The organism is Rathayibacter sp. AY1F3, assembly GCF_002931975.1.
Classification (GTDB): Bacteria; Actinomycetota; Actinomycetes; order Actinomycetales; family Microbacteriaceae; genus Rathayibacter.
Genome location: NZ_PSVF01000017.1, coordinates 39,827 through 66,652 on the forward strand (window position 1 = coordinate 39,827; position 26,826 = coordinate 66,652).

Consider the following 26,826-nt stretch of genomic DNA (forward strand, 5'->3'; position numbering starts at 1 on the left):
CGGAGCGCGCCGACGGCGCGTCCCGTCGCCTCGGTGCCGGTCGATCCTCCGGGAGGCTCCGCCATCGTCCAGCCGCTGCTCGCCGGGATCGTCGCCGCCCTGACCGGCTTCTCGAGCTCGTTCGCGATCGTGCTCGCCGGGGTGGTCGCGGTGGGCGCGACCGACGCACAGGCAGCCTCGGGCCTCCTCGCCGTCTGCGTGCTGCAGGGGGTCCTCTGCATCGTGCTGAGCATCCGCTACCGCGTGCCGATGACCTTCGCCTGGAGCACGCCGGGAGCCGCCCTGCTGGCCGCGACCGCGACGCTCCCCGGTGGTTTCGACCGCGCGGTCGGGGCGTTCCTGGTCGCCTCCGCTCTGCTGGTGGTCACCGGGCTGTGGCCGGCGCTCGGGAGGCTCGTCGCGCGCATCCCGCGGCCGCTCGCGAACGCCATGCTCGCGGGCATCCTGTTCCCGCTCGTCCTGGCGCCGGTGCGCGCGGCGGTCGAGATCCCCGCGCTCGCGCTGCCGGTGATCCTGCTCTGGCTGCTGCTCCTGCGGCTCCTGCCCCGCTGGGCGGTGCCGGCCGCAATCGCCCTGGCGATCGTGCTGCTGATCGTGACGGACGGCGCGGCACTCGCCGGTGCGCCGCTGCTCCCCGTGCCGCAGTTCGTCGCTCCGGTGTTCGAGATCGGAGCGATGGTCGGGATCGGCCTGCCGCTCTACGTGGTCACCATGGCCGGGCAGAACATCCCGGGCATCGCGGTGCTGACGAGCTTCGGCTTCGCGGCCCACTCGCGTCCCGGGATCGTCTCGACCGGTGCTCTCTCCGGGGTCTCGGCGATCTTCGGCGGCGTGCCGATCAACTACGCCGCGCTCAGCGCCGCGCTGACCGCGGGTCCCGAGGCCTCGCCGCGGCCGGAGCAGCGCTGGGTCGCCTCGGTCTCGGCGGGCGCCTCCTACCTCGTGCTGGGCGTGTTCGCCGGAGCGGCCGCCGCGCTGGTGTCCTCCGCGAGCCCGCTGCTGATCGAGGCGGTCGCCGGTCTGGCGCTGCTGGGGGTGTTCGTGTCGGCGGTGCAGGCCGCTGTGGAGGACGCGCGGCTGCGGCTGCCGGCGGCGGCGACGCTCCTGGTCACCGCCTCCGGCACGACCATCGCGGGGATCGGATCGGCGTTCTGGGGCCTGGTCGTGGGACTCGTCCTCCTCGCCTGGCTCGTCCCCCGGCGCCGCTAGAGGAGGCCGCGGCGCGCGAGCAGCGGCTCGGTCCGCGCATCCCGCCCGCGGAACGCGCGGTACGCGTCGAGCGGATCGCGGGAGCCGCCGAGCTCGAGCACCCCGCGGCGGAAGCGCTCGCCCGCCGAGCGGTCGAGGCCGCCGTTCTCCTCGAACCACTCGACCGTGTCCGCGTCGAGGATCTCGCTCCAGATGTAGGAGTAGTAGCCCGCGGAGTAGCCGCCGGAGAAGACGTGCGCGAAGTACGTGCTGCGGTAGCGGGGCGGCACGGCGGTGAGGAGGAGGCCCGCGCCGTCGAGCACGTCGCGCTCGAAGGCGGCCGCGTCGCGCGGCTCGACCGGGGCCGGCAGGGAGTGCCAGGCGAGGTCGAGCAGGGCGGACGCCAGGTACTCGCTCGTCGCGAAGCCCTCGCCCCACAGCGCGGACGCCTCGAGGCGCTCGACGGTCCCCGCGGGCAGGGCCTCGCCGGTCTCGACGTGGCGGGCGTACTCGGCGAGGAGCCCGGGGCGGCGCACCCACGTCTCGTTCACCTGGCTCGGGAACTCGACGAAGTCCCGGAACACCGCGGTACCGGCGAAGCGCGGGTACCGCGTGCTCGCGAACAGGCCGTGCAGGGCGTGCCCGAACTCGTGGAAGAGCGTCTCCACCTCGTCGAGGCTGAGAAGGGCGGGCTCGCCCGGGCCCGGAGCCGACAGGTTCAGGTTGTTCACGACGACGGCGGAGTCGCCGAGCAGCGAGGTGCGGCTGGACAGGGAGTTCATCCACGCCCCGCCGCGCTTCGAGTCGCGGGTGAAGGGATCGAGCAGGAACAGGCCCAGCGGGGTCCCGTCCTCCTCCTGCACCTCGAACACGCGGACGTGCTCGCTGTAGCCGGCCAGGTCGCTCCGCTCCGAGAAGCGGACGCCGTAGAGACCGGTGGCGGCGGCGAACACGCCGCGGCGGAGCACCCGCTCCAGCTCGAAGAAGGGACGCAGTGCGCTGGAGTCGACGGAGTAGCTCTCCGACCGCACGCGCTCCTCGTAGTAGGCGCGATCCCACGCCTCGATCGTGAAGCGCGGCGCTCCGGCGGCGTCCTGCTCGGCGTCGGCGGAGGCCTGCATCCGCTCGAGTTCGATCCCTGCGTTCCGGGCGGCTGGAGCGGCGAGCTCGCGCAGCAGCGACAGGACGCGCTCCGGCGAGCCCGCGGTCTGGCCCGAGATCACGAACTCGGCATGCGAGGCCGCGCCCAGCAGAGCTGCGCGCTCGGCCCGCAGCGCGACGATCTGCTGCAGGGTCGCGGTGGTGTCGTGCGGCCCGCCCTCCGCACCGCGGCCGACAGAGGCGCGCAGGACGCGCTCGCGGACGCCGCGGTCGCGCAGACGCGCGAGCCAGGGGTGGCCGGAGTAGAGGGGCAGGGTGATCAGCCAGCCGTCGACACCGCGGTCGGCGGCGGCGCGCGCGGCGGCCGAGACGTCGGACTCGTCGAGCCCGTCTAGGCCGGCGACGTCCTCGAGGAGGACCGCCCGGTCGTTCGACTCGGCGAGCAGGTCCTTCTCGAAACGCGTGGTCAGGGTCGAGAGCTGCTCGTTCAGCTCGCCGAGCCGTGCCTTCCCCGCGTCGTCGAGGAGCGCACCGGAGCGCTCGAACCCGGTGATCCTCCGTTCAAGGAGGTAGGCCGTCTCGGCGTCGAGGTCGAGCTCCGTCGACTGCTCGGCGAGAGCGCGGAGCCGGGCGAACAGGCGCGGGTCGAGGCTGATCGCATCGCTGTGGGCCGAGAGCAGCGGAGCGAGCTCGGCCTCCAGAGCGTCGGTGAGCGGAGTGCGGTCGGAGGCGGCGACGGTGAAGAAGACGGCGCTCACCCGGCGCAGCTCGCGGCCCGCCCGCTCGAGGGCGACGAGGGTGTTCTCGACGGTCGGCGGCTCGGAGGCGCCGGTGATCGCGTCGATCTCGGCGCGGTGCCGGCGGAGGGCCTCGAGGAACGCCGGGCGGTAGGCCTCGGGGTCGACGGCGGCGAAGTCGGGGAGCCCGTGGGGGAGTCTGCTCGGCTCGAGCAGGACGGCGACGGGATCGGGAGCGCTCATCCTGCGAGCCTAGAGCTCGAGCGGGGGAGAGGGCTCCGGCTCAGGATCGCAGGACGCGCGCGCTCACCGGGCTCGGCGACCGCGCCGCGAAGGGGCGTCAGCCCCAGTCGTCGTCGTCCTCGCCCTCCACGCGGCCCTGCGGCTGCGTGATGTAGGCAGCGTCCTCGTCGGGACGGTAGGTGATCGTCGTGCCGTCGTCGAGTTCGAGGACGGGCCTGCCCTCGAGCCAGGTGAGCGTCCAGCGCCAGTCGGCGGTCGCCGTGCCGGCCGCGGCGAGCTCGCCCTCGACGTCGCCGATGGCGGTGACGACGATCTCGGGGAGGGTCTGCGGCGGCACCTGGCCGACCGACCAGCGGGTTCCGAGCTGCATGGGAGGGGTCCTCTCGACGGTGGGGAGGGAGGCGGGACGGTTCCCGCCTCCCGGGAGCGGCGCTACGCCTCGGTCTCGAGCTCGATGCCGACCGCGAGGGCGTCGCCCTCGGCGAAGTCGAGCGCCGCGATCCTGCCGACGGCCGCGAGGTCTCCCGCGGCGAGCCGGAGGGACGCGACGAGCTCGGCGGGCGCCGTCACCAGGGCGGAGCGGGCCGGCGTCTTCTGCGAGGCCTTCGCATCGGTCTTCGCGCGCCGGATGGCCGTGAGGACCGAGCTCGCCGCGGCCAGGACGGCGGGGTCGCCGCCCAGTCCCTCGACGGTCGGCCAGGGTCGCAGGTGCACCGAGTCGTCGTGCGACCACGACCAGGTCTCCTCCGTCGCGAACGGCAGGAACGGCGCGAACAGGCGCTGGAGGACGTCGAGCGCCCGGTGCAGGGCGGCCGCGGCGGACGCGCCGTCCTCGCTGTACGCGCGCTCCTTCACCAGCTCCAGGTAGTCGTCGCAGAACGTCCAGAAGAACGCCTCCGTCGTCTCGAGGGCGCGGGCGTGGTCGTAGTTCTCGAGCGCCGTCGTCGCGTCGGCGACCACGGTGTCGAGGGTGGCCAGCATGCTGAGGTCGAGAGGGTCGGTGACCTCGGCGCCCTCGGCGAGAGGGAAGCCGTGGATGAACTTCGCCGCGTTGAGGATCTTGATCGCCAGTCGGCGGCCGATCTTGATCTGCGTCGGGTTCTGCGGGTCGAAGGCCGCGTCGGTGCCCAGGCGCGAGGAGGCGGCCCAGTAGCGGACCGCGTCCGAGCCGTGCTGCTCGAGCATCGCGGCGGGAGTGACCACGTTGCCCTTCGACTTCGACATCTTCTTTCGGTCGGGGTCGACGATGAAGCCGGAGACGGTCGCCGTGCTCCACGGGGCGCGGCCGTCCTCGAGCTGCGAGCGCAGGAGGGTCGAGAAGAGCCAGGTGCGGATGATGTCCTGGCCCTGCGGGCGCAGGTCGTAGGGAGCGACCAGCTGCCAGAGCTCGTCGTCGCGCTCCCAGCCGCCCGCGAGCTGCGGGGTCAGCGAGGAGGTCGCCCAGGTGTCCATCACGTCGAGCTCGCCCTGGAAGCCGCCCGCCGCTCCGCGCTGGTCCTCCGAGTAGCCGGGGGCCGGGTCGCTGGAGGGATCCACCGGCAGCGCCGCCTCGTCCGGCACTATCGGGGAGTCGAAGACGGGGTTGCCGTCGCCGTCGAGCGGGTACCACACCGGGATCGGCACGCCGAAGAAGCGCTGGCGCGAGATCAGCCAGTCGCCGGAGAGGCCGTTCACCCAGTTCTCGTAGCGGACGCGCATGAACTCCGGCACGAAGCGCACGTCGCGGCCGAGCTCCAGCAGGCGCTCCTTGAGCACCGCGTCGCGAGCGCCGTTGCCGATGTACCACTGGCGGGTCGACACGATCTCGAGCGGCTTGTCGCCCTTCTCGAAGAACTTGACCTGGTGCGTGATGGGGCGCGGGTCGCCGACCATCTCGCCGGACTCCTTCAGCAGCGCCACGACGGCCTGCTTCGCGGAGAAGACGGTCTTGCCGGCGAGCTGCTCGTAGGCGGCGCGGCCCGCATCGCTCGTGATCGCGGCGGGAGCCTCCGAGATCAGGCGGCCGTCGAAGCCGATGATCGCGCGGTTGGGCAGGTCGAGCTCGCGCCACCAGACCACGTCCGTGATGTCGCCGAAGGTGCAGATCATCGCGATGCCCGAGCCCTTATCCTTCTGCGCGAGGTGGTGCGCGAGCACCGGGACCTCGACGTCGAAGAGCGGCGTGCGGACGGTGGTGCCGAACAGCGCCTGGTAGCGCTCGTCGTCGGGGTGCGCGACGAGGGCGACGCAGGCCGGCAGCAGCTCGGGACGGGTCGTCTCGATGAAGACGTCCTCGCCGCCGTCGCGGTGGAAGCCGAGGCGGTGGTAGGCGCCGGGCTGGTCCTTGTCCTCGAGCTCCGCCTGGGCGACGGCGGTCCGGAAGGTGATGTCCCAGAGCGTCGGGGCCTGCGCCTGGTAGGCCTCGCCGCGGGCGAGGTTGCGGAGGAAGGCGCGCTGCGAGGCGGCCTGCGACTCGTCGCCGATGGTCCGGTAGCTCTGCGACCAGTCGACGGACAGGCCGAGGGCCCGCCAGACGTCCTCGAACTGCTTCTCGTCCTCGACGGTGAGGCGCTCGCACAGCTCGACGAAGTTGCGGCGCGAGATCGGCTTCTGGTCGGCGGCCTTGCTGCTCTTGTTGTCGCCGCCCTCGAACGGGGGCGTGAAGCCGGGCTCGTAGGGGAGCGTCGGGTCGCAGCGCACACCGTAGTAGTTCTGCACGCGGCGCTCGGTGGGCAGGCCGTTGTCGTCCCAGCCCATCGGGTAGAAGACGCTCTTGCCGCGCATCCGCTGGAACCGCGCGACGACGTCGGTGTGCGTGTAGGAGAAGACGTGCCCGATGTGCAGCGACCCGGACGCGGTGGGTGGCGGGGTGTCGATCGAGTAGACGTCGGCGCGGGTGAGGCCGGTGCGGTCGAACCGGTAGGTCCCGTCGGTCTGCCAGCGGAGGCCCCACGTGCCCTCCAGGCCCTCGAGGGCGGGCTTCGCGGGGAGGCGGTCGGCGAGGGTCATGATGCTCCGGTTCGCTATGGGCGGCACCGTGTCGGTGGTGATGGTGCCTGGATGGGGGCTCCGGGGCGAGTCGCCCGCCGGCCGCGACGATTCTACCGGAGCGGCGGGAGCCGGGTCAGTCGACGACGGGGGTGAAGCCGGCGCGGACGGGCGCGAGCGCCTCGTCGAGATAGGGCACGAGCTCGCCGCGGGTGGGGCCCGCCGCGGCCCACGCCTGCACGGCCGCCACCGCGGCTCCGACGCTCGCGTAGGCGATGGCGCGCGAGAGGTGCGAGGGCAGCGGGCGCGCGCTCCGCTCCTCCACGAAGCGGGCGATGACGGCCGCCTGCCGGGCGAGGCGGCCGAGGGCCGACGCCTGCAGCTCGTGGACGCTGCCGATCATCTCGGACTGGGTGAGCACCCATGGCACCGTCGCGGGTCCGAAGCCGGAGCCGATCGCGAGCAGCGCGTCGCCGAGCGCGTCCATCACCGGCGCCTCTGCCGCCGTCTCGGCCAGCGCCTCCGGGAGCTCTGCCAGCCGGTCGTCGACCAGCACCCAGAAGACGTCGCTCTTGGACTCGAAGTAGTTGAAGAAGGTGTTGCGCGAGACGCCCGCGCGCTGGGCGATCTGCTCGATCGTCGTGCCCGCGTAGCTCTGCTCGACGAAGAGGTCCAGAGCGGCGTCCTCGAGCATGGAGCGCGACGACGCGCGGGGCCGTCCGCGCTGCACTCCTCGCACCATGAACCGCTCCTGCTCCGCTTCCCCCGACGCGCTAGGATAGCGCCGGACGACTTCGACCCGGCCATCACCGGTGAGTCTCCGGAAGAACGGCGCCGGCTCCGGCCTGCGCCCAGTAGACCCGGACGGGTGCGGCCCGTGACAGCCGATCGAGTGGGAACGCGTCAGCGGGCACTCCTCCGGGAGCGACCGGCCGACCGGTCCAAGCGAGGTGGTACCGCGACCCGGCCCGGGGTCTGAGATCCGGGCGGGCCGTCCTCGTGCAGACCAGCAGCACTGCCAGGAGACCGCACGTGACCTACCCCCTGACCCCGCCCACCCCGCACGGAGCCGAGCCCGCCGAGGGCTCCGCGTTCGGCCGGGGCGTGTCCCCGTCGCCGCGCTTCCCCGAGATCGAGGAGCGCGTGCTCGCGTACTGGAAGGCGGACGACACCTTCCAGGAGTCGATCCGGCAGCGCGAGGGATCGCCGGAGTGGGTCTTCTACGACGGCCCGCCGTTCGCCAACGGCCTGCCGCACTACGGGCACCTCCTCACCGGCTACGCCAAGGACGTCTTCCCCCGCTTCGAGACGATGCGCGGACGCCAGGTGCACCGCCGCTTCGGCTGGGACACCCACGGCCTGCCCGCCGAGCTCGAGGCGGAGCGGCAGCTCGGCATCACCGACAAGTCCCAGATCGAGGAGATGGGCGTCGCGGCCTTCAACGCCGCCGCGAAGGAGTCGGTGCTGCGCTACACCGGGGAGTGGCAGGACTACGTCACCCGCCAGGCGCGCTGGGTCGACTTCGACGACGACTACAAGACGCTCGACCCCACCTTCATGGAGTCGGTGATCTGGGCGTTCAAGCAGCTCTACGACAAGGGCCTCGCCTACGAGGGCCACCGCGTGCTGCCGTACTGCTGGCGCGACCAGACGCCGCTCTCGAACCACGAGCTGCGGATGGACGACGACGTCTACAAGATGCGCCAGGACCAGACGGTCACCGTCACCTTCCCGCTGGTCGGCGAGACGGCGGAGGCGCTCCAGCTGACGGCGGTCCGCGCTCTCGCGTGGACGACGACGCCGTGGACGCTGCCGACGAACCTCGCGCTCGCCGTCGGGCCCGACATCGAGTACGCGGTCGTCCCCGCCGGCCCGAACGGCGCGGCCGACGGCAGGGGCGAGCCCGAGGAGCGCGAGCTCTCGGCCGAGTACCTGCTCGCCATCGACCAGGTCGGCGCCTACGCGAAGGACCTCGGCTATCCGGACGCGGAGTCGGCCCTGGCCGCCGTCTCGCGCACCCACCGCGGCTCCGAGCTCGAGGGGATCAGCTACGACCGCCTCTGGGACCACTACGCGGACACCGAGGCCTGGGGCACGCAGAACGCGTGGCGCATCCTCGTCGCCGACTACGTGACCACCAGCGAGGGCACCGGCATCGTGCACCAGGCGCCCGCCTACGGCGAGGACGACCAGAAGGTCTGCGAGGCGGCGGGCATCCCCGTCATCATCTCGGTCGACGACGGCGGCCGCTTCCTGCCGCAGATCAGCGAGGTCGCCGGCCTCCAGGTCTTCGACGCGAACAAGCCCCTCACGCAGCTCCTGCGCGCGGGCCACCGGCTGCTCCGCCAGGCGAGCTACGAGCACTCGTACCCGCACTGCTGGCGCTGCCGCAATCCGCTGATCTACAAGGCGGTCTCGAGCTGGTTCGTCCGCGTCACCGCGATCCGCGACCGCATGGAGGAGCTCAACCAGGAGATCACCTGGGTCCCCGAGAACGTCAAGGACGGCCAGTTCGGCAAGTGGCTCTCGGGCGCGCGCGACTGGTCCATCAGCCGCAACCGCTACTTCGGCTCGCCGATCCCGGTGTGGAAGAGCGACGACCCGGAGTACCCGCGGATCGACGTCTACGGCTCGCTGGACGAGCTGGAGCGCGACTTCGGCGTGCGCCCGGACGACCTGCACCGGCCGTTCATCGACGAGCTGACCCGCCCGAACCCCGACGACCCGACCGGGCGCTCGACGATGCGCCGGATCAGCGACGTCCTCGACGTCTGGTTCGACTCCGGATCGATGCCCTTCGCCCAGGTGCACTACCCGTTCGAGAACGCGGACTGGTTCGACACCCACAACCCGGCGGACTTCATCGTCGAGTACATCGGGCAGACGCGCGGCTGGTTCTACACGCTGCACGTGCTCTCCACCGCGCTCTTCGACCGCCCGGCGTTCCGCAACGTGGTCAGCCACGGCATCGTGCTGGGCAACGACGGGCAGAAGATGTCCAAGTCGCTGCGCAACTACCCGGACGTGGCCGAGGTCTTCGACCGCGACGGCTCCGACGCCATGCGCTGGTTCCTGATGTCGAGCCCGGTCCTCCGGGGCGGCAACCTCGTCGTGACGGAGGAGGGCATCCGCGAGGGCGTCCGCCAGGTGCTGCTGCCGCTGTGGAGCACCTGGTACTTCTTCTCCCTCTACGCCAACGCCTCGGCGGGCGGCGGCTACGAGGCGACCAGGCGCACCGGCTCCGAGGACGTCCTCGACCGCTACCTGCTGGCCAAGACCCGCGATCTGGTCGAGACCGTGACCGGCCGGCTCGAGGCGCTGGACTCCACGCTCGCGGCCGCCGCGCTCCGCGACTTCAGCGACGTGCTCACGAACTGGTACGTGCGCCGCTCCCGCGACCGCTTCTGGCAGGGCGTCGACGAGGACGGCCGCGGATCGGAGGCGTTCGACACGCTCTACACGGTCCTCGAGACCGTGTGCCGCGTCGCCGCCCCGCTCCTGCCTCTCGTCACGGAGCAGATCTGGCAGGGCCTGACCGGCGGCCGCAGCGTCCACCTCACCGACTGGCCGGAGGCGGACGAGTTCCCCGCCGACCCGGCGCTCGTGCACGCGATGGACGCGGTCCGCGGCATCTCGTCCACCGCGCTCTCCCTCCGCAAGCAGGCCGGGCTCCGCGTCCGCCTGCCGCTCGCGCGCCTGACCGTCGTGGTCGGCGACGCCGCCGAGCTCGCGCCGTTCGAGGCGATCCTCCGCGACGAGCTGAACGTGAAGGAGGTGTCGCTGGTGCCGCTGGTCGACTCCAGCGCCGCCGACTACGGCGTCACCTCCCGTCTCGCGGTCAACGCGCGCGCCGCCGGGCCCCGGCTCGGCAAGGGCGTGCAGACCGTGATCAGGGCCGCCAAGGCCGGCGACTGGAGCGAGACGGACGGCGTCGTCACCGCCGGCGGCGTCGAGCTGGTCGAGGGCGAGTACGAGCTCACGCTCGAGGTCGGCGGCTCGGCCGGCGACGACCGCGCCATCGCCCTGCTCCCGCGCGGGGGCTTCGTGCTCCTCGACACGGCGACCACCCCCGAGCTCGAAGCGGAGGGGCTCGCCCGCGACCTCATCCGCGCCGTGCAGGACGCCCGCAAGGCGGCCGGGTTCGAGGTCAGCGACCGGATCGTCCTGGAGGTCGTGCTCGACGAGCCGAGCCTGCAGGCGCTCGAGCCGCACGCGCTCTGGATCGCGGAGGAGACCCTCGCGACCGGATGCGCGTTCACTCCGCTCACCACGGCTCTCGAGGGCGGCGAGGGCGCGATCGCCTTCGGCCCCGCGGGCACCGCCATCATCCGCGTCGAGAAGGTCGAGGCCGCCGATGTCTGATCCGTTCGAGCCGGACGACGCCGACCGCGCGGCCGCCGACGCCGTCTACGCCGCGCTGCTGGAGCGCCTGGGCGAGGCGAGCGTCCGCCCGCGCCTCGCTCCGACCCGGCGCGCCGTCGAGATCCTCGGCGACCCGCAGCGCGCCTACCCGGTGATCCAGATCGCCGGAACCAACGGCAAGACCTCGACCAGCCGGATGATCGAGAGCCTGCTGCGCGCCCACGGGCTGCGGGTGGGCCTGTTCACCAGTCCGCACCTCGAGCGCTTCAACGAGCGCATCGTCATCGACGGAGAGCCGATCTCGGACCGGAGCCTCGCCGACAACTGGCAGGACGTCGAGCCGTACCTGCGGATGACCGACGCCGAGCTGGCCGAGCAGGGCGAGGCGCCGCTGTCCTTCTTCGAGGCGATCACCGTCCTGGCCTACGCGGCCTTCGCCGACGCGCCGGTCGATGTGGCCGTCGTCGAGGTGGGGATGGGCGGCGAGTGGGACTCGACGAACGTCGCCGACGCGCAGGTCGCCGTCTTCACGCCGATCGCCCTCGACCACACCGACCGCCTCGGCTCGACGATCGAGGAGATCGCGCGCACCAAGTCGGGCATCGTCAAGCCGCTCGCCTCGGTGGTCTCCGCGAGGCAGGTCCCGGAGGCGGAGGCGGTGCTGCGGCACGCGGCCGAGGCCACCGAGTCGACGATCGTCGTCGAGGGGGCGGAGTTCGACGTCGAGTCGACGACCGTCGCCGTCGGCGGCCAGGTCGTCACCGTCCGGGGACTCGTCACCACGTACGAGCAGCTGCTGCTGCCGTTCTTCGGCGACCACCAGGCCGAGAACGCCGCCGTGGCCGTCGCCGCGGTCGAGACGTTCCTGGGAGGCGGGACGCAGGAGCTCACCGGCGACGTCCTCGACGAGGGCTTCGCCGCCGCGACCTCCCCGGGCCGCCTGCAGCTCGTCGGACTCGCTCCGCGAACCGTCGTCGACGCGGCGCACAACCCGCACGGTGCCGCGTCCCTCGCCGCCGCTCTCGGGCGCTACTTCGACTTCGACCGCGTGACGGCCGTCCTCGGCGTGCTGGCCGAGAAGGACGCCGAGGGGATCCTCCGGGAGCTCCGCCCCGTGGTGGACGAGCTGATCGTGACCACGGCGCCGAGCGATCGGGCGATGCCCGCCGAGGAGCTCGCCGCGCTCGCCCGCACCGTGTTCCCGGAGGAGGCGGTCCGCGTCGCCGACGACCCGCTGGGTGCTCTGACGGCCGGCCGCGTCCTCGCGGCGCGCACCGACAAGGGCGCTCTGCTGATCACGGGCTCGATCACCCTCGTCGGCCGCACGATCACTGCGGCCCGCGACGAGAACTGGATGGGCGCGTGAGGGCCGGACGCCCGCGGCGCTCGCGGACCGTCCGGGAGAGCCTCGGCTCGATCGTGCTCGGCTTCGAGGCGGTCATCGTCTTCCTCGCCACCCTGGTCGCCTTCGGGCTGAAGGCGGCCGACCCCGTGGTCGTGCTGGTCGGGGGAGCGGTGGTCTGCCTCGCGCTCGTCGCCACTCTGGGCCTGCTGAACCGGCCGGTCGGCTTCCGCATCGGCTGGGTGCTCCAGTTCGTTATCGTGGCCTCGGGCCTGCTGGTCCCGATCATGTACGTGATCGGCGCCGCCTTCGTGGCGCTGTGGACGTACTGCATGGTGACCGGCACCCGCCTCGACGCTCAGACGCGCCGGGCGGCGGAGCCCACCGACCCCACCGAAGGAGACCGCTGAACCATGGCCACCCAGGAGACCCTCGTCCTCGTCAAGCCCGACGGCGTCGCCCGCAACCTCACCGGCGAGATCCTCCGCCGCATCGAGGCGAAGGGCTACTCCCTCGTCGACGTGAAGCTCGTCGAGGCCGACCGCGAGCTGCTCGCCGCCCACTACGCCGAGCACGAGGGCAAGCCCTTCTACGAGCCGCTCGTCGAGTTCATGGAGAGCGGCCCGATCGTCGCCCTGCGCATCGCGGGCGACCGCGTGATCGAGGGCTTCCGCGCCCTCGCCGGCACCACCGACCCGACCACGGCCGCTCCCGGCACCATCCGCGGCGACCTCGGCCGCGACTGGGGCCTCAAGGTCCAGCAGAACCTCGTGCACGGGTCCGACTCCGAGGAGTCGGCCGCGCGCGAGCTCGGCCTCTGGTTCGCCTGAGCCGCTCGGCCGCCTGCCTCTGACGACGTCCGTCAGAGGTAGGCGAGCACGTTCAGCCTCACCTGCGCGATCACCGCGATCAGCAGGTAGCAGAGCAGCGTGATGAACGGGACCCAGCCGTAGGCGGCACCCGCGAAGCGGCGCACCCCGGCGGGGACGGGGAACACGCCCTCACGGAGGTTGCGGAGCGTCACCAGCCAGAAGCCCGGGATGACGACGGCCCAGGTGAGCATGCACCAGGGGCAGAGCGTTCCGAGCGCGAAGACGCTCGTCGCGATGAGCCAGCCCACGAACACCAGGGCCAGCAGGAAGCCGACGTTGAAGGCCGCCCAGAACCACCGGTCGAACCGGGCGCCCGCGAGCAGGCCCAGCCCCACCACGATCGGCGCGATCCATGCCGCCAGGCCGATGAGGGGGTTCGGGAAGCCGAAGACCGCGCCCTGCGCCGAGTTCAGGTTCGCACTGCACTGCACGAGCAGGCTGAAATCGCAGCCGAGGCCCGCATCGGGGTTCTCGAGAGCGGCGAACTTGTCGTTCGTGAGAGCGAAGGCGGCGGTCCAGCCGATCACGCCGAGGACGATCAGCAGGACGGCGAAGAGGACGGGGCGCTGCTGGGTGGGGGCGTCGCGCACCCCGGGATCGCTGGACACCGGGGGATTATGGCACGCGCCGGATCGGCGCCTCTGGGAATGCGTGCGATAATCGGAGCCGTCGGTCCGGGGGACCCCGCATCGACGCGAAGAAGGTTTACCGGGCGAGTACCGGGCCACAGGAGATCGACAGCGTTCCGCGAATGGACGTGCCGGATCTCCGCTCCGCCGGGAGTCGACCGCAGGTCGCACCGCGGGGGAGCGCGTGTCGGATAGTCAGTTCCGAGAGTGCAGCTGCAACCGGAGTCCCGCGCCACGAGCGCGACGGGACCGGGGGAGCGGAAGGATTCGCGGCGGGCCGAGGCCCCTCGCACGAGAGAAGCATCCGGGAAGACGACGCGGCGGACGACCCGGCCGAGGAGTGCACCAGGAATGGTGGAAGACAACAGTACGAGCGGATCCGATCCGGACCGCGACGAGCCCCGCAGCGGGGCCAGGAAGATCAGCCGCCTCTTCGGTGGCCGCCGGGCGAGCCGGCGGACCGAGTCGAGCGCGCCAGCGACAGGGGAGACGATCATCGACAGCAACGAGACCGACCAGACCGGAGCCGAGGGCACCGAGCTGCCCGAGACCGGGAGCGCCGCGGAGGCGGCCGAGCCGTCGACGTCGACGGGCGCGGTGTTCTTCAACGCCCTCCCGCAGACCCCGGGCGCCGAGCAGGAGGAGCCGCGACGGCCCGCACTGCCGAGCCCGTCGCTGCTGTTCCAGGCGCCGGTCCTGCCCGACTACGTCGAGCTGGCTCCGCTGCCTCCCCGCGGCGCGCCGCTGGGCGTCCAGGAGGAGCGCGAGAGCCCGGCCGAGGAGCAGGGCTCCGTCCGCCGCCGCTCGCGCCGCCGCAGCGGCGAGAGCGAGAGGTCCGGCTCCGACGACCCCGAGAACACCGTCGTCCGGGTCCGCCAGCCGCGCGAGCAGCGCGAGGCCCGCGAGCCCGAGCTCATCACCGAGCCGCAGCGCATCAAGGGCTCGACCCGCCTCGAGGCCAAGAAGCAGCGCCGCCGCGACGGCCGCGACGCCGGCCGGCGCCGCACGGTCGTCACCGAGTCCGAGTTCCTCGCCCGCCGGGAGGCCGTCGACCGCGTCATGGTCGTCCGCTCGAAGGAGGACAGCATCCGCATCGGCGTGCTCGAGGACGGCGTCCTCGCCGAGCACTACGTCGCCCGCTCGCAGGAGGCGTCGCTCATCGGCAACGTCTACCTCGGCCGCGTGCAGAACGTCCTCCCGAGCATGGAGGCCGCCTTCGTCGACATCGGACGCGGGCGCAACGCCGTGCTCTACTCCGGCGAGGTCGACTGGGACGCCGCGAACAACGCCGGCGGCCCCCGCCGGATCGAGCTCGCGCTCAAGCCCGGCGACCGGGTCCTCGTCCAGGTCACGAAGGACCCCGTCGGCCACAAGGGCGCCCGTCTCACGAGCCAGATCTCGCTCCCCGGCCGCTACCTCGTCTACGTGCCCAACGGCTCGATGAACGGCATCTCGCGCAAGCTCCCGGACACCGAGCGCGCCCGCCTGAAGAAGATCCTCAAGGAGGTGCTGCCCGAGAACGTGGGCGTCATCGTCCGGACCGCGGCCGAGGGCGCCACGGAGGAGCAGCTGACCGTCGACGTCGAGCGCCTGACCGCGCAGTGGACGGCTCTCAGCGCGAAGGCCGCGACCGGTCAGGCTCCCGCTCTCCTGCACAGCGAGCCGGACCTGCTGATCAAGATCGTCCGCGACGTCTTCAACGAGGACTTCGAGAAGATGGTCATCGCCGGCGACGACGCCCGCGAGACCATCGAGCTCTACCTCAGCCAGGTCGCACCCGATCTGCTCGAGCGCGTCGAGGTCTACACGGGTGAGAAGGACGCGTTCGACGAGTTCCGCATCACGGAGCAGATCGAGAAGGCGCTGGAGCGCAAGGTGTGGCTGCCCAGCGGCGGCTCGCTCGTGATCGACCGCACCGAGGCGATGACGGTGGTCGACGTCAACACCGGCAAGTTCGTCGGCTCGGGCGGGAACCTCGAGGAGACGGTCACGAAGAACAACCTGGAGGCGGCCGAGGAGATCGTCCGCCAGCTGCGCCTGCGCGACATCGGCGGCATCATCGTCGTCGACTTCATCGACATGGTGCTCGAGTCCAACCGCGACCTCGTGCTCCGCCGCCTGGTCGAGTGCCTGAGCCGCGACCGGACGAAGCACCAGGTCGCCGAGGTCACCTCGCTCGGCCTCGTGCAGATGACCCGCAAGAAGCTGGGCCTGGGCCTGCTCGAGACCTTCAGTGAGAACTGCGAGATCTGCGCCGGACGCGGCGTCATCGTCCACCACGACCCCGTGCTCAAGCACCGGTCGACCGCCGCTCCGCAGCAGGAGCAGCGCCGCCGGGGCAAGGGCGGCGAGCAGCAGCCCGCCGCCTCCGGGCGCTCGAACGGCGGGCAGAACGGGCAGGGCGCGCCGGCGACCAAGCCGGTCAGCACCCACGCCATCACGGACGACGCGAAGAACGCGCTCGCGCAGATCGCCGCCAGCACCATCCACCCCCAGGCCGTGCGCCAGGCGGCGGAGGAGGCGGCCGCGCTGGTCGAGGACGCCGCCGAGACCGTCGAGGCCATGGCGCCGGAGGAGTCCGCCACGGCACCCGAGGAGCAGCCGTCCGAGCCGAGCCGTCGCGGCGAGCGTCCCGCTCGGGGCGAGCGCCGTCGTCGCAGCCGCGACCGCGAGCCGCGCCAGGAGGCCGCCGAGACGGCGGCCGTCGAGCCGGCTCCCGTCGAGACCCCGGTCGAGAAGGAGATCGAGCCGGCCGCTGCCGCGCCGATCCTCGACATCCCGATCGCGCCGGTCACGCCTCCGCGCCGCGTCCGCAGCGAGGTCGCCGAGCACCTGCTCGACTCCGTGCTCGACGCTCTGCCGGCCCCGAAGCAGCCCGGCCAGGGCCGTGCGAAGAGCCGGCGCGTCACGACGGCCGCGCTCACCGGAGTCGCGGTCATCCCCGAGCAGACCCCGCGCCGCGCCGACCAGTAGCGCGACCCGGTGTCAGGAGGGCCCGGTGCCCGGCGAGAGCCGGCGCCGGGCCCTCTCGGCGTCCCGGTCGCGCCCGCGGACGCGGAGCCCGCTCCGCCTCAGCCGCTCGACCAGCTCCCGCGCGCCGACGGGGACCGCGCCCGCGGCGACGAGCTCGTCGATCCGCTCCTCGGGCACGTCGTAGTGGTCCAGGTCGAAGCCGCGCTCGGGCACGCCGAGACGGCGCGCGAAGTCGTGGAGCTCCTCGAGCGAGACGTCGCTCACGAGGTGCGCCCACAGCCGGCCGTGCGCCGGCCAGCGCGCGGCGTCGACGAGGATGGCCATTCCCCGATCGTAGGCGGCGCGCCGTCCGTCCACGCGCCTCCTCCTCGACTATCGTGACGGGGTCGCCGGTCGGGTGGACACGGCTTCGCAGTCGTGTGCGTTTGACCGTGGAGCGCGGATCCCGTACTCTTGACCGTTGGTGTGGCGCGATCCATGTGCTCACGCAGATTTCCGTTGTCGCTCCGCCCCTCACGGGGCGCGGGCCGCGGTGCCGGTTCCCTCGTGTCGTGAGGAGACGGGTACGAACCGGAAGACCGGGGCTCAGCCCCGTCCCTACAAGCCCCGGACGAGGCCTCCGCTCCGTCCAGACGAGAAACAGGTACGAGAAGTGGTTTACGCAGTTGTGCGCGCCGGCGGTCGGCAGGAGAAGGTCGAGGTCGGCACCATCGTGACGATGGACCGCGTCAAGGCCGACGAGAACGGCACCGTGCAGCTTCCTGCCGTGCTGCTCGTCGACGGTGAGTCGATCACCTCGGACGCGGCGACCCTCGCGGGCGTCACCGTCACCGCCGAGGTGCTCGAGGACCTCCGTGGTCCGAAGATCATCATCCAGAAGTTCAAGAACAAGACCGGTTACAAGAAGCGCCAGGGGCACCGTCAGGACCTCACGCGCGTCAAGGTCACTGGCATCAAGTAGTCCTGCAAAGGAATTGAGCTGACCTGCGGAGCGAGCCATCGCCCTGCAGGGCAACAGCACGGGGCTGCGGCCCCCCGGTCTCGAGGAGATGAGAAATGGCACACAAGAAGGGCGCGAGCTCCACTCGCAACGGTCGCGACTCGAACGCGCAGCGTCTCGGCGTCAAGCGCTTCGGCGGCCAGGTCGTGAACGCGGGCGAGATCATCGTCCGCCAGCGCGGCACGCACTTCCACCCCGGCGCGAACGTCGGACGCGGTGGCGACGACACCCTGTTCGCCCTCTCGGCGGGCGCTGTCGAGTTCGGCAGCAAGGGCGGCCGCAAGGTCGTCAACATCGTGGCGGCCGCCCAGTAGGGCCGACCTCCTCGGCCGCACAGGCACAGGACGCAAGGGGCGGGCTTCGGCTCGCCCCTTGCGCGTTTACCGGGGCACAGCCCCCCGGCGCCGGCATCCCGGCGCCGCACGCACTCACGGACGGATTCACACCATGGTCACCTTCGTCGACAACGTCACGCTGCATCTGCGTGCCGGCCACGGCGGCAACGGCTGCGTCTCCGTCCGTCGCGAGAAGTTCAAGCCGCTCGCCGGCCCCGACGGCGGCAACGGCGGGCACGGGGGCGACATCGTCCTCGTCGCCGACCCGCAGACGACGACGCTGCTCGCCTACCACCGCCACCCGCACCGCAGCTCCGAGAACGGCGGTCCCGGCATGGGCGACCACCGCGCGGGCGGGAACGGCGAGCTCATGGAGCTCCCCGTCCCGGTCGGCACGGTCGTCAAGTCGCCGGACGGCGACCAGCTGATCGACATGGACGAGCCCGGCCTCCGGTTCGTCATCGCTCCGGGCGGGCAGGGCGGCCTCGGCAACGCCTCGCTCGCCACCACGAAGCGCAAGGCGCCCGGCTTCGCGCTGCTCGGCACCCCGGGCTGGGAGGGCGACGTCGTCCTCGAGCTGAAGACCGTCGCGGACGTCGCGCTCGTCGGGTTCCCCTCGGCGGGCAAGTCGAGCCTCGTCGCGGCGATCTCAGCGGCCAAGCCGAAGATCGCGGACTACCCGTTCACGACCCTCGCGCCCAACCTCGGCGTCGTGCAGGCGGGGGAGTCGCGGTTCACCGTCGCCGACGTGCCCGGTCTCATCGAGGGCGCGAGCGAGGGTAAGGGCCTGGGTCTGGAGTTCCTCCGCCACGTCGAGCGCTGCACCGCGCTCGTCCACGTGCTCGACTGCGCCACGCTCGAGCCCGGCCGCGACCCGCTGACCGACCTCGACATCATCCTCGGGGAGCTGGCGGCGTACCCCGTCGGCGACGGACAGGTGCCGCTGATCGAGCGCCCGCAGCTGATCGCGCTCAACAAGGTCGACGTGCCCGAGGCCCAGGAGCTGGCCGACTTCGTCCGGGCCGACCTCGAGGGCCGCGGCTACCGCGTCTTCGAGATCTCGACGGTCAGCCACTCGGGACTCCGCCAGCTGACGTTCGCCCTCGCCGAGATCGTCGAGAAGCACCGCCTCGAGCTCGCCGCTGTGCCGCGGGTGGAGCGCATCACCATCCGCCCCCGCGCCGTGGACGAGAAGGACTTCGAGATCCGGGTCGAGGGCGGCTCGTACGGCAACGTCTACCGGGTCCTGGGCACCAAGCCCGTGCGCTGGGTGGCGCAGACCGACTTCACGAACGACGAGGCCGTCGGCTTCCTCGCCGACCGCCTGGCCAAGCTCGGAGTCGAGAACGGCCTCTTCTCGGCCGGAGCGGTCGCCGGCTCCACCGTCGTCATCGGCCCCGGCGACGGCGTCGTCTTCGACTGGGAGCCGACCCTCACCTCGACGGCCGAGCTCATCACCGCGCCCCGCGGAACGGACCTCCGCCTCGAGGACAACCGGCGCAAGACCCGCAACGAGCGTCGCGAGGACTACTTCGAGCGGATGGACGCCAAGGCCGAGGCGCGCGCGGAGCTCGAGCGCGAGCGCCAGGGCGGCGTCTGGCGCGTCGCTGACGAGGGCGACAGCACGGAGGCCGGCGAGGAGAGCTGACTCCCGCCGCCGGGGTCGTCTGCCTCTACACTGGCCGGATGCCGCAGACGACCCCCGACAGCAGTGCGCTGACCGAGCGGTTCGCCGCCTCCCGCGTCGCGTCGCGCTCCCTCCGCAGTGCGACCACCGACCTCAAGAACCGGGCTCTGCTCGCCATCGCCGACGCGGTGCGCTCGAGCGCCGAGCGCGTCGTCCCGGCGAACGAGCTCGACCTCCAGCGGGGTCGCGAGAGCGGGATGAGCGCGGGCCTGCAGGACCGCCTCCGCCTCGATGCGGCGCGCCTGGGGTCCCTAGCCGACGCCGTCGTCGCGGTCGTCGGGCTCACCGATCCGGTCGGGCAGACGGTGCGGGGATCGAACCTGCCCAACGGCGCCTCCCTCACCCAGGTGCGGGTCCCGTTCGGCGTGGTCGGAGCGATCTACGAGGCGCGCCCGAACGTCACCATCGACATCGCAGCGCTCGCCCTCAAGAGCGGGAACGCCGTGATCCTGCGCGGAGGCTCGGCCGCGGAGAACACGAACCGCGTCCTGGTGGAGCTGCTGCAGGAGGCCGTCGCCTCCGTCGGGCTGCCCGCCGAGCTGGTGCAGACGGTCGACGACCACGGCCGCGAGGGCGCGAAGGCCCTCATGCGAGCGCGCGGCTACGTCGACGTCCTGGTGCCGCGGGGGAGCGCGGGCCTCATCGAGTCGGTCGTGACCGAGTCGACGGTCCCCGTGATCGAGACGGGCGCCGGAGTCGTCCACGTCTTCCTCGACGCCAGTGCCGACGAGCAGTGGGCCGTGGACATCGTCCACAACGCCAAGGTGCAGCGTCCGAGCACCTGCAACGCCCTCGAGACCCTCCTCGTCCACCGCGACGCCGCCGAGCGCCTCCTCCCGCCCGTCCTCGGTCGGCTCGCGGAAGCGGGAGTCACCGTGCACGGCGACGAGCGCGTCGCGGCGCTCTGGCCCGACGCGGTGCCCGCCACCGATGAGGACTGGTCCGCGGAGTACTACTCGCTCGACGTCGCCGTCGCGATCGTCGACGACCTCGACGCCGCGATGGCCCACATCGACCGGTACTCCACCCACCACACCGAGTCGATCGTGACGAACGACCTCCGGAGCGCCGAGCGCTTCCTCGCCGAGGTCGACTCCGCGGTCGTGATGGTCAACGCCTCCACCCGCTTCACCGACGGCGGGGAGTTCGGGTTCGGCGCCGAGGTCGGCATCTCGACGCAGAAGCTGCACGCTCGGGGCCCCATGGGTCTTCCCGAGCTGACCAGCACGAAGTGGCTGCTGCGCGGCGCGGGACAGGTCCGCGCCTAGCGCCCGGACCGGCGATCCGGCGTCGAGCGGCGTCCGGGTAGACTCGTCGGAGCCCCGCCGGGGCGACCACGACCTCCAAGGAGCACTGCATGTCCCTCGCGACGACCGTCCTCGCCGAAGCAGCGGCCCACACGGAGCTGCCGTTCCCCCCGATCGTCTTCGGGCTGATCGCCGCCGTCGCCTTCACGGCCCTCGGCTTCGTCACCTGGAGCTACCGGGACGTGGCGAACCGCCACTCGCACAAGACCGGCGCCGGCTCCCACGACCAGCACGGTCACGGACACTAGGCGGGGAGCCCAGCGATCGTGACGTCCGCCGCGAGCGGAGGCCCGCGGCGTCCGCGCATCGGCGTGATGGGCGGCACCTTCGACCCGATCCACCACGGTCACCTGGTCGCCGCCTCCGAGGTGGCCCAGTCGTTCGACCTGGACGAGGTCGTCTTCGTGCCCACCGGCCAGCCGTGGCACAAGAAGACGGTGACCTCCGCCGAGCACCGGTACCTGATGACGGTGATCGCGACGGCGTCGAACCCGCGCTTCACCGTCAGCCGCGTCGACGTGGACCGCATCGGCACGACCTACACGATCGACACCCTGCGCGACATCCACGCCGCACACCCCGACGCCGAGCTGTTCTTCATCACCGGCGCGGACGCGGTCGCTCAGATCCTGAGCTGGAAGGACTACGACGAGCTGTGGGAGCTGGCCCACTTCGTCGCCGTCAGCCGGCCGGGGCACGTCCTCAACGTTTCGGGATTGCCGGCCCAGGACGTATCCTTGTTGGAGATTCCGGCACTGGCGATCTCCTCGACCGACTGTCGGAGCCGCGTCAACCGGGGTCATCCGGTCTGGTACCTGGTTCCCGACGGTGTCGTCCAGTACATCTCGAAGCACCACCTGTATCGGAGCACGTCATGACAGTTCAGCCCGAGGAGAAGCCGCTCACCCGGCGCGAGATCCGCGAGCGCGAGAGGCGCGAGGCCGGTGCGGCCACGACCGCCGCCGTTCCGACGACGTCCCGCCGAGCTGCCACCGCGACCGCCACCACCGCCGGCGACATGCCGGTGCTGACCCCCACTCAGGCCCTGCGGATCACCCCCGTCGAGCCGAGCCCCGCGAGCGAGCCCGACCTGCGCACCTCCTCGATGGAGATCGTCGCCACCGAGAACGCCACGGGCCGCCAGCTGACCCGTCGGGAGCTGCGCGCACTGCTGGCGCAGCAGCAGGCGGAGAAGGTCGCCGCCGCACCGGAGGCGGAGCCGCCCGCCGACGAGGAGCGGTCGGACGACGAGCGCTCCGACGACGTCGAGGGCGCCCTCGAGCGCGCTTCGGCGCTCCCGCCGACCGGAGCGGTCCCCGTGATCGAGGCGGCTGACGAGTCCCGTGATGCGGAGCCGGTGCCCGAGGGTGCAGTGGAGCAGGAGCCGGAGGGCGACGAGGACGTCGTCACCGAGGACGACCCCGAGGCGTCCGAGCAGGAGGCGGACGAGTCCGCCACCGACGCCACCGCGGAGGCCGACGCGGCCGAGGTGCACGAGGCCGAGATCGAGAGCTCGTCCTCCGACGACGGGACGCCGTCCTCGGACGCCTCCGACGAGCGGGACGCGGACGACGAGCAGCCGACGACCGACGAGCAGCCGACGACCGGCGAGCAGCCGACGGCCGACGAGCAGCCCGAGCAGCCCGAGCAGCCGCACCTGAACACCGCGCTCTTCGCGTCGGTGGGCGGATCCCTCGACATCGCCGACGAGAAGGCCACCGAGATCACCGGGAGCTTCGAGCCGCCGATCGAGCACCTCGCCATCACCGAGGAGCTCGACAGCAAGTCGAAGGAGGAGGTGGACGCCTCGTTCGACTCCCTCATCGCGAGCGGAGTCGCCGCCACCGGTGCCGTCACCACCACCAACGCGCTGATCCTGCCGACCACGGGTCCCGGCGCGCCCGTCGGCACGGACACGGGGGAGATCCTCGTCACCGGCTCGTTCGACCTCCCGCGCAGCCTCGGCTCCACGGGCCAGCACCCGAACCTCTACGACTCGCCCGATGTGGACCGCTACGTCGACCGCATCGACCGCGAGCAGCCCGCCGGCGAGTCCGAGCCGGTCCGGGCGTCCAGCGCCGTCTCCACGCACGCCGCCGGCACCTCGATGATCGCGCCGCAGAAGCGCGCCGGCGTGAGCGTCCCGGTGGTCCTCGCGATCACCGCGGCCGTCCTGCTGGTCGGCGCGATCGCGCTGTTCATCGGCGGCTTCGTGCTCAACATCTTCTGATCTCCACCACCGACACTGAAGGCTTCATGACTGCGACCGATTCCGCCCGCGCCCTGCTCCAGCTCGCGGCCACCGCCGCCGACTCCAAGGGCGGTGAGGACCTCGTCGCCCTCGACGTCTCGGGGCCGCTGCCGCTGGTCGACATCTTCCTCCTCGCCACCGGCCGCTCCGAGCGCAACGTGGTCGCGATCGCGAACGAGGTGGAGGACCGCCTGAACGATTCCGGCGCCAAGCTGCTGCGCCGCGAGGGCCGTGCGGAGGGCCGCTGGATCCTCCTCGACTTCGGCGACCTCGTCGTGCACGTCTTCCACGAGGAGGACCGCATGTACTACTCGCTCGAGCGCCTCTGGAAGGACTGCCCGACAGTGCCGTTCACCCTCGAGCAGCCCGTCGCCGTCGACTCGTCGACGTCCTCGAACTGACGAACACGCCCGGCGACAGCGCTCGATTTCACTTCACGCGGATCGTGTTGTAGTTTATTCGAGTTGCTTCCGCCGGGCGGAGACAGCGAAAGACAGCACGAAGCAAGACAGAACAAGATATGGGTCCGTGGCGCAGCTGGTAGCGCACCTGCATGGCATGCAGGGGGTCAGGGGTTCGAATCCCCTCGGATCCACCGAACAGGTCCGCACTCCTCCGGGAGTGCGGACCTTCGTCGTTCCCGGCGCTACAGGGTCTGGCGTCGTCCTGTCCGGCTCAGGCCGGTCAAGCCAGCCAGGACCGTGCCCGTCCGGCCACCGGGTCCCCCTGCTGGTCACGCACGGGTCGGCCCGACCGGCTCCACATGGCCGCCGCATCCGGCGAGGAATCCGGAGAGCTCGCCCCAGGCGTCCTCCCCGATCGTGGTGCCCGGGCGCCGTGCGAGATCGGCCAGAGCGTCCGTCAGCTCGTCGACTCCCGTCACGATCCTCGTCCGTGCCGCTCCCGTGCCCTGCCATCCGGGCGCGTACGTCCTGACGTCGGGATGGCTGTAGAGCACGGCCGTCTCGAACCACGGCGTGGGCAGACCGTTCAGGGCCAGGTACTCCTTGAGCCTCGCGGCCTGGATCCGGACCTGCCGGGCGGGGACGTGCTGCTCGACATGCGTGCGCACCGTCCACCGCGACACCGTCCCCGGTGCGATCTGAACCGCGAAGGCCTCGGGCAGGGCGTCCTCGTCGAGGAGGACGCCGTAGGAGGGGTGGACAGTACCGGGTCGCACGCCGTCGAAGACGACCCCCTGCCAGTACTTGGCCTCGATGATGAGCGCGCCGTGCCGGGTGAGCAGCAGATGGTCGATCTGCGCGAGGAAGCGGCGCGTCGTGCGCGCGTCGACCGGTACGAAGACGACGTTCGTGGCGAGGACGCCGGACAGCCCCGCCGAGGCGCACGCCTCCCGGATCAGGGTGTGCGAGACGGCCTCGCTCCTCCAGGTCCGCGCGAGGGCGTCACGGGTCTGCTCGGCCTCCTCCTGCGCCGTCTCGAGCTCGGTCCGACTGAGGTCGCGCTCGGCGTCGCGCGCGCCCGTCAATGCCTTCAGCGCCGCCTCGTGGCTCCGGTCGCGCTCGGTGATCGTTCGCTGGTGCTCCTCCGAAGCCTCCTTCGCGGCCTGCTCCGCCGCCGCTCCCGCCGCAGTGCGCCGTCGGCGGCCGACGACGACGGTGATGAGGAGGGCCAGGAGCAGGGCTGCCACGACGGCCCAGGGCAGGTACTCGTTCATGGTCTCCAGGCAAGCACGGACCACCGACCGTGCGCCGCGACGGCTCCCGATCGCGCCGCTCGGCAGACTGGCCGCAGTGCGCTCGCTCGTGCCCGGCCCGGACGTCTTCGTCGGCGTCCGCCTGCGCGCGCGGCGGAGACGCCGACCCTGCGCCGGCCGATCGCGCGGGCGGAGCCCTACCGCCGCCTGGCGGACGCGATGCGCGACCAGCACGAGGTCCGGCCGACCGGCGTCGAGGGCACGCTGCTGGGCTTCGTCGGCCCGCAGCCGTTCCAGGGGATCAGCGTCGCCGGCCTGCACACGCACGTCGTCGACACCACCGGCGGGATCGGCGGCCACGTGCTCGCCGCCTCCGGAGTCGCGGGCCTGATCGAGATCGAGCGGTACAGCGGCATCACCGTCCGCGTGCCGGAGTCGGACGACCACCTGCGAGCCGACCTCGACGCGGCGGCCGACGCAGACGCCGCGATCCGCGCCGTGGAGACCGACCACCCGCGCTGAGCGGCCCTACCCTGGACGCATGCCCTCACTGCGCGACGTCCATGCCGTCATCGACCGTCTCTGGCCGGAGGCGGCCGCCGAGAGCTGGGACGCGCCCGGCCTGGTCACCGGCGACCCCGACGCCGCGGTGGAGCGGATCCTGCTCACGGTCGACGTGGTCTCCGACACCGTCGCGGAGGCCGTCGACGGCGGGTACCAGCTCCTGGTCGCGCACCACCCGCTGCTGCTGCGCGGCGTCACCTCGATCGCCGAGGACGGCTACAAGGGCCGCCTGCTCGCGGACCTCGTCCGGGGCGGCTGCGCACTGATCTCGGCCCACACGAACGCCGACATCGCCGCGGACGGGGTCTCGGACGTGATCGCCACCCGCCTCGGCCTGACCGGAACGACTCCGCTCGTCCCGGGCGCCGACCCGTCGGTCGGGCTCGGCCGGGTGGGCGACCTGCCCGAGGAGGTGACGCTCGGACGCCTGGCCGGAGCCGTGGCCGAGCTCCTGCCGGCCACCGCAGGGGGAGTGCGGGCCGCGGGCGCCTACGAGACGCCCGTACGCCGCGTGTCGCTCTGCGGGGGAGCGGGGGACTCCCTCCTGGACGCCCCCGCCGTCCGCACGAGCGACGTCTTCATCACCGCCGACCTCCGGCACCACCCGGCGTCCGAGGCGCGCGAGAAGGCCCTGCACGGCACCGGCCCCGCCCTCATCGACGTCTCGCACTGGGCGAGCGAGTGGCTGTGGCTCGACGTCGCCGCGACCGCGCTGCGGGAGGCCCTGCCCACGGTCACCGTCGAGGTGAGCGAGACCCGCACCGACCCGTGGGATTTCGCGATCGTGCACTGACCCGCCGCGGGCACGGGAGAATGGACGCGGCGCGCCCGTACTGCGCGCCGGGAACGAGGACCGCCACGTGAAAGCCAGCCCCGCACACCAGCGCGAACTCCTGACTCTGGCGAGTCTGGACACGAGGGGCGCGCAGCTGCGCCACGCCCTCGCGACGCTCCCGCAGATCGCGCGGATCCAGGCGATGCAGGCCCGCGACAACGAGACCCGCCGCTCCCTCGCCGAGCGCACAGGGCGCCTCGAGGACGTGCGCACCGAGCTCGGGCGCATCGAGTCCGACGTCAGCGTGGTCGAGAAGCGGCTCACCCGCGATCGCGACCGCCTGCAGACCGCCTCCGCGGCCAAGGACATCGCCGCGCTCGAGAGCGAGATCACCTCCCTCGTGAAGCGACGGGGAGACCTCGAGGACATCGAGCTGACCCTGATGGAGCGGATCGAGGGCATCGAGTCCGAGGTCGCCGCGGCTCAGGCCGAGCGCGACGAGGTCGTCGCCTCGCTCGGGACCCTCGCCGAGGAGCGCGACGCGCAGGCCGAGAAGCTCCGCGACAAGCAGGAGGCGCTCGCCCGGGACCGGGCGGACCTGGTGACGACCCTTCCGGAGGACCTGGTCGAGCTGTACGAGAAGCAGCGCGCCCGCTACGGAGTCGGCGCGGCCCTCCTCCGCGGGAAGGTGTCGGAGGGGAGCGGCGTGGCCCTCACCGAGTCGGACCTCTCCTGGATCCGCGCCTCCGCTCCCGACGAGGTCGTCCTCTGCCCCGACAGCGGCTGCATCCTGGTGCGCGGCGAGGAGTCCACGCTCGCCTGAGCCGTACACTGGA

At 72.2% G+C, this 26,826-nt stretch carries 24 protein-coding genes and 1 tRNA gene; 18 read left to right on the forward strand and 7 right to left on the reverse strand.

Going from position 1 to position 26,826, the window contains the following annotated elements:
* Positions 1–33: 33 nt before the first annotated feature.
* Entirely contained in the window at positions 34–1,209 is a 1,176-nt protein-coding gene (locus C5C39_RS11400; protein ID WP_104292156.1) for a benzoate/H(+) symporter BenE family transporter, read from the forward strand.
* Here C5C39_RS11400 and C5C39_RS11405 read toward each other — a convergent pair.
* The 4 genes from C5C39_RS11405 to C5C39_RS11420 form a co-directional block, all read right to left on the reverse strand.
* The gene (locus C5C39_RS11405) at positions 1,206–3,269 is read right to left on the reverse strand and encodes a M3 family metallopeptidase (RefSeq protein ID WP_104353413.1); all 2,064 of its coding nucleotides are present in this window, start codon (positions 3,267–3,269) and stop codon (positions 1,206–1,208) included. The genes C5C39_RS11400 and C5C39_RS11405 overlap by 4 nt on opposite strands.
* Positions 3,270–3,366: 97 nt before the next feature.
* Complete coding sequence (locus C5C39_RS11410) at positions 3,367–3,639, reverse strand: hypothetical protein (RefSeq protein ID WP_104250565.1); 273 nt, start codon at positions 3,637–3,639, stop codon at positions 3,367–3,369.
* Between the two features lie 62 nt (positions 3,640–3,701).
* A complete protein-coding gene (valS, locus tag C5C39_RS11415) occupies positions 3,702–6,257 on the reverse strand; it encodes a valine--tRNA ligase (protein ID WP_104353414.1) in 2,556 nt (851 codons plus the stop codon).
* Positions 6,258–6,372: 115 nt separating this feature from the next.
* Positions 6,373–6,978 carry a TetR/AcrR family transcriptional regulator gene (locus C5C39_RS11420; RefSeq protein ID WP_104223688.1) on the reverse strand — a complete coding sequence of 202 codons (606 nt, stop codon included), beginning with the start codon at positions 6,976–6,978 and terminating at the stop codon, positions 6,373–6,375.
* Positions 6,979–7,268: 290 nt separating this feature from the next.
* Between C5C39_RS11420 and ileS the strand changes: the two genes are divergently transcribed.
* From ileS to ndk, 4 genes are read left to right on the forward strand one after another with little or no spacing between them, the layout of a single operon-like run.
* Positions 7,269–10,598: an isoleucine--tRNA ligase gene (gene ileS, locus C5C39_RS11425; RefSeq protein ID WP_374953691.1), complete on the forward strand. Its 3,330-nt coding sequence runs from the start codon at positions 7,269–7,271 to the stop codon at positions 10,596–10,598.
* Positions 10,591–11,964: a folylpolyglutamate synthase/dihydrofolate synthase family protein gene (locus tag C5C39_RS11430; protein ID WP_104353415.1), complete on the forward strand. Its 1,374-nt coding sequence runs from the start codon at positions 10,591–10,593 to the stop codon at positions 11,962–11,964. Before ileS ends, C5C39_RS11430 begins: the two co-directional genes overlap by 8 nt.
* Complete coding sequence (locus C5C39_RS11435; protein ID WP_104262805.1) at positions 11,961–12,350, forward strand: DUF4233 domain-containing protein; 390 nt, start codon at positions 11,961–11,963, stop codon at positions 12,348–12,350. Before C5C39_RS11430 ends, C5C39_RS11435 begins: the two co-directional genes overlap by 4 nt.
* Before the next feature lie 3 nt (positions 12,351–12,353).
* The gene (ndk, locus tag C5C39_RS11440; RefSeq protein ID WP_104223686.1) at positions 12,354–12,770 is read left to right on the forward strand and encodes a nucleoside-diphosphate kinase; all 417 of its coding nucleotides are present in this window, start codon (positions 12,354–12,356) and stop codon (positions 12,768–12,770) included.
* Between the two features lie 32 nt (positions 12,771–12,802).
* Here the strand turns inward: ndk and C5C39_RS11445 are convergent, their stop codons facing one another.
* Complete coding sequence (locus tag C5C39_RS11445) at positions 12,803–13,420, reverse strand: vitamin K epoxide reductase family protein (RefSeq protein ID WP_244230638.1); 618 nt, start codon at positions 13,418–13,420, stop codon at positions 12,803–12,805.
* A 372-nt stretch (positions 13,421–13,792) separates the two neighbouring features.
* Between C5C39_RS11445 and C5C39_RS11450 the strand changes: the two genes are divergently transcribed.
* Complete coding sequence (locus C5C39_RS11450) at positions 13,793–16,414, forward strand: Rne/Rng family ribonuclease (RefSeq protein WP_104353416.1); 2,622 nt, start codon at positions 13,793–13,795, stop codon at positions 16,412–16,414.
* A gap of 12 nt (positions 16,415–16,426) precedes the next feature.
* Here C5C39_RS11450 and C5C39_RS11455 read toward each other — a convergent pair whose 3' ends face one another.
* Positions 16,427–16,738: a DUF4031 domain-containing protein gene (locus tag C5C39_RS11455; protein WP_104226718.1), complete on the reverse strand. Its 312-nt coding sequence runs from the start codon at positions 16,736–16,738 to the stop codon at positions 16,427–16,429.
* A gap of 328 nt (positions 16,739–17,066) precedes the next feature.
* On the opposite strand from C5C39_RS11455, the gene rplU reads away from it, so the two are divergent.
* The 9 genes from rplU to C5C39_RS11500 all read left to right on the forward strand — a co-directional run bounded on the left by rplU (position 17,067) and on the right by C5C39_RS11500 (position 23,589).
* Positions 17,067–17,375, forward strand: a complete 309-nt coding sequence (rplU, locus tag C5C39_RS11460; RefSeq protein WP_104223682.1) for a 50S ribosomal protein L21 — start codon at positions 17,067–17,069, stop codon at positions 17,373–17,375.
* Between the two features lie 95 nt (positions 17,376–17,470).
* Positions 17,471–17,728, forward strand: a complete 258-nt coding sequence (gene rpmA, locus C5C39_RS11465; RefSeq protein ID WP_068209107.1) for a 50S ribosomal protein L27 — start codon at positions 17,471–17,473, stop codon at positions 17,726–17,728.
* 133 nt (positions 17,729–17,861) lie between these two features.
* On the forward strand, positions 17,862–19,397 hold the full coding sequence (gene obgE, locus C5C39_RS11470) for a GTPase ObgE (RefSeq protein WP_104283611.1): 1,536 nt from the start codon (positions 17,862–17,864) through the stop codon (positions 19,395–19,397).
* Positions 19,398–19,435: 38 nt separating this feature from the next.
* Positions 19,436–20,704: a glutamate-5-semialdehyde dehydrogenase gene (locus tag C5C39_RS11475; protein WP_104348868.1), complete on the forward strand. Its 1,269-nt coding sequence runs from the start codon at positions 19,436–19,438 to the stop codon at positions 20,702–20,704.
* 89 nt (positions 20,705–20,793) lie between these two features.
* Entirely contained in the window at positions 20,794–20,991 is a 198-nt protein-coding gene (locus tag C5C39_RS11480; RefSeq protein WP_104223679.1) for a hypothetical protein, read from the forward strand.
* Positions 20,992–21,009: 18 nt separating this feature from the next.
* On the forward strand, positions 21,010–21,621 hold the full coding sequence (gene nadD, locus C5C39_RS11485) for a nicotinate-nucleotide adenylyltransferase (protein WP_104223678.1): 612 nt from the start codon (positions 21,010–21,012) through the stop codon (positions 21,619–21,621).
* Positions 21,618–22,973, forward strand: a complete 1,356-nt coding sequence (locus C5C39_RS11490) for a hypothetical protein (RefSeq protein ID WP_104353417.1) — start codon at positions 21,618–21,620, stop codon at positions 22,971–22,973. The genes nadD and C5C39_RS11490 overlap by 4 nt, the downstream gene beginning before the upstream one ends.
* Before the next feature lie 26 nt (positions 22,974–22,999).
* Entirely contained in the window at positions 23,000–23,395 is a 396-nt protein-coding gene (rsfS, locus tag C5C39_RS11495; protein ID WP_104223676.1) for a ribosome silencing factor, read from the forward strand.
* A gap of 121 nt (positions 23,396–23,516) precedes the next feature.
* Positions 23,517–23,589 (forward strand) — tRNA-Ala (locus C5C39_RS11500).
* Between the two features lie 138 nt (positions 23,590–23,727).
* Here C5C39_RS11500 and C5C39_RS11505 read toward each other — a convergent pair.
* Positions 23,728–24,672, reverse strand: coding sequence for a nuclease-related domain-containing protein (locus tag C5C39_RS11505; protein ID WP_146083923.1), 945 nt, complete (start codon positions 24,670–24,672; stop codon positions 23,728–23,730).
* Positions 24,673–24,870: 198 nt separating this feature from the next.
* Between C5C39_RS11505 and C5C39_RS17875 the strand changes: the two genes are divergently transcribed.
* From C5C39_RS17875 to C5C39_RS11515, 3 genes are all read left to right on the forward strand, one after another.
* The gene (locus C5C39_RS17875; RefSeq protein ID WP_374953692.1) at positions 24,871–25,173 is read left to right on the forward strand and encodes an acetolactate decarboxylase; all 303 of its coding nucleotides are present in this window, start codon (positions 24,871–24,873) and stop codon (positions 25,171–25,173) included.
* 19 nt (positions 25,174–25,192) lie between these two features.
* The gene (locus C5C39_RS11510; RefSeq protein ID WP_104353419.1) at positions 25,193–26,008 is read left to right on the forward strand and encodes a Nif3-like dinuclear metal center hexameric protein; all 816 of its coding nucleotides are present in this window, start codon (positions 25,193–25,195) and stop codon (positions 26,006–26,008) included.
* Between the two features lie 67 nt (positions 26,009–26,075).
* Positions 26,076–26,813, forward strand: a complete 738-nt coding sequence (locus tag C5C39_RS11515; protein WP_104226713.1) for a zinc ribbon domain-containing protein — start codon at positions 26,076–26,078, stop codon at positions 26,811–26,813.
* Positions 26,814–26,826: the final 13 nt, after the last annotated feature.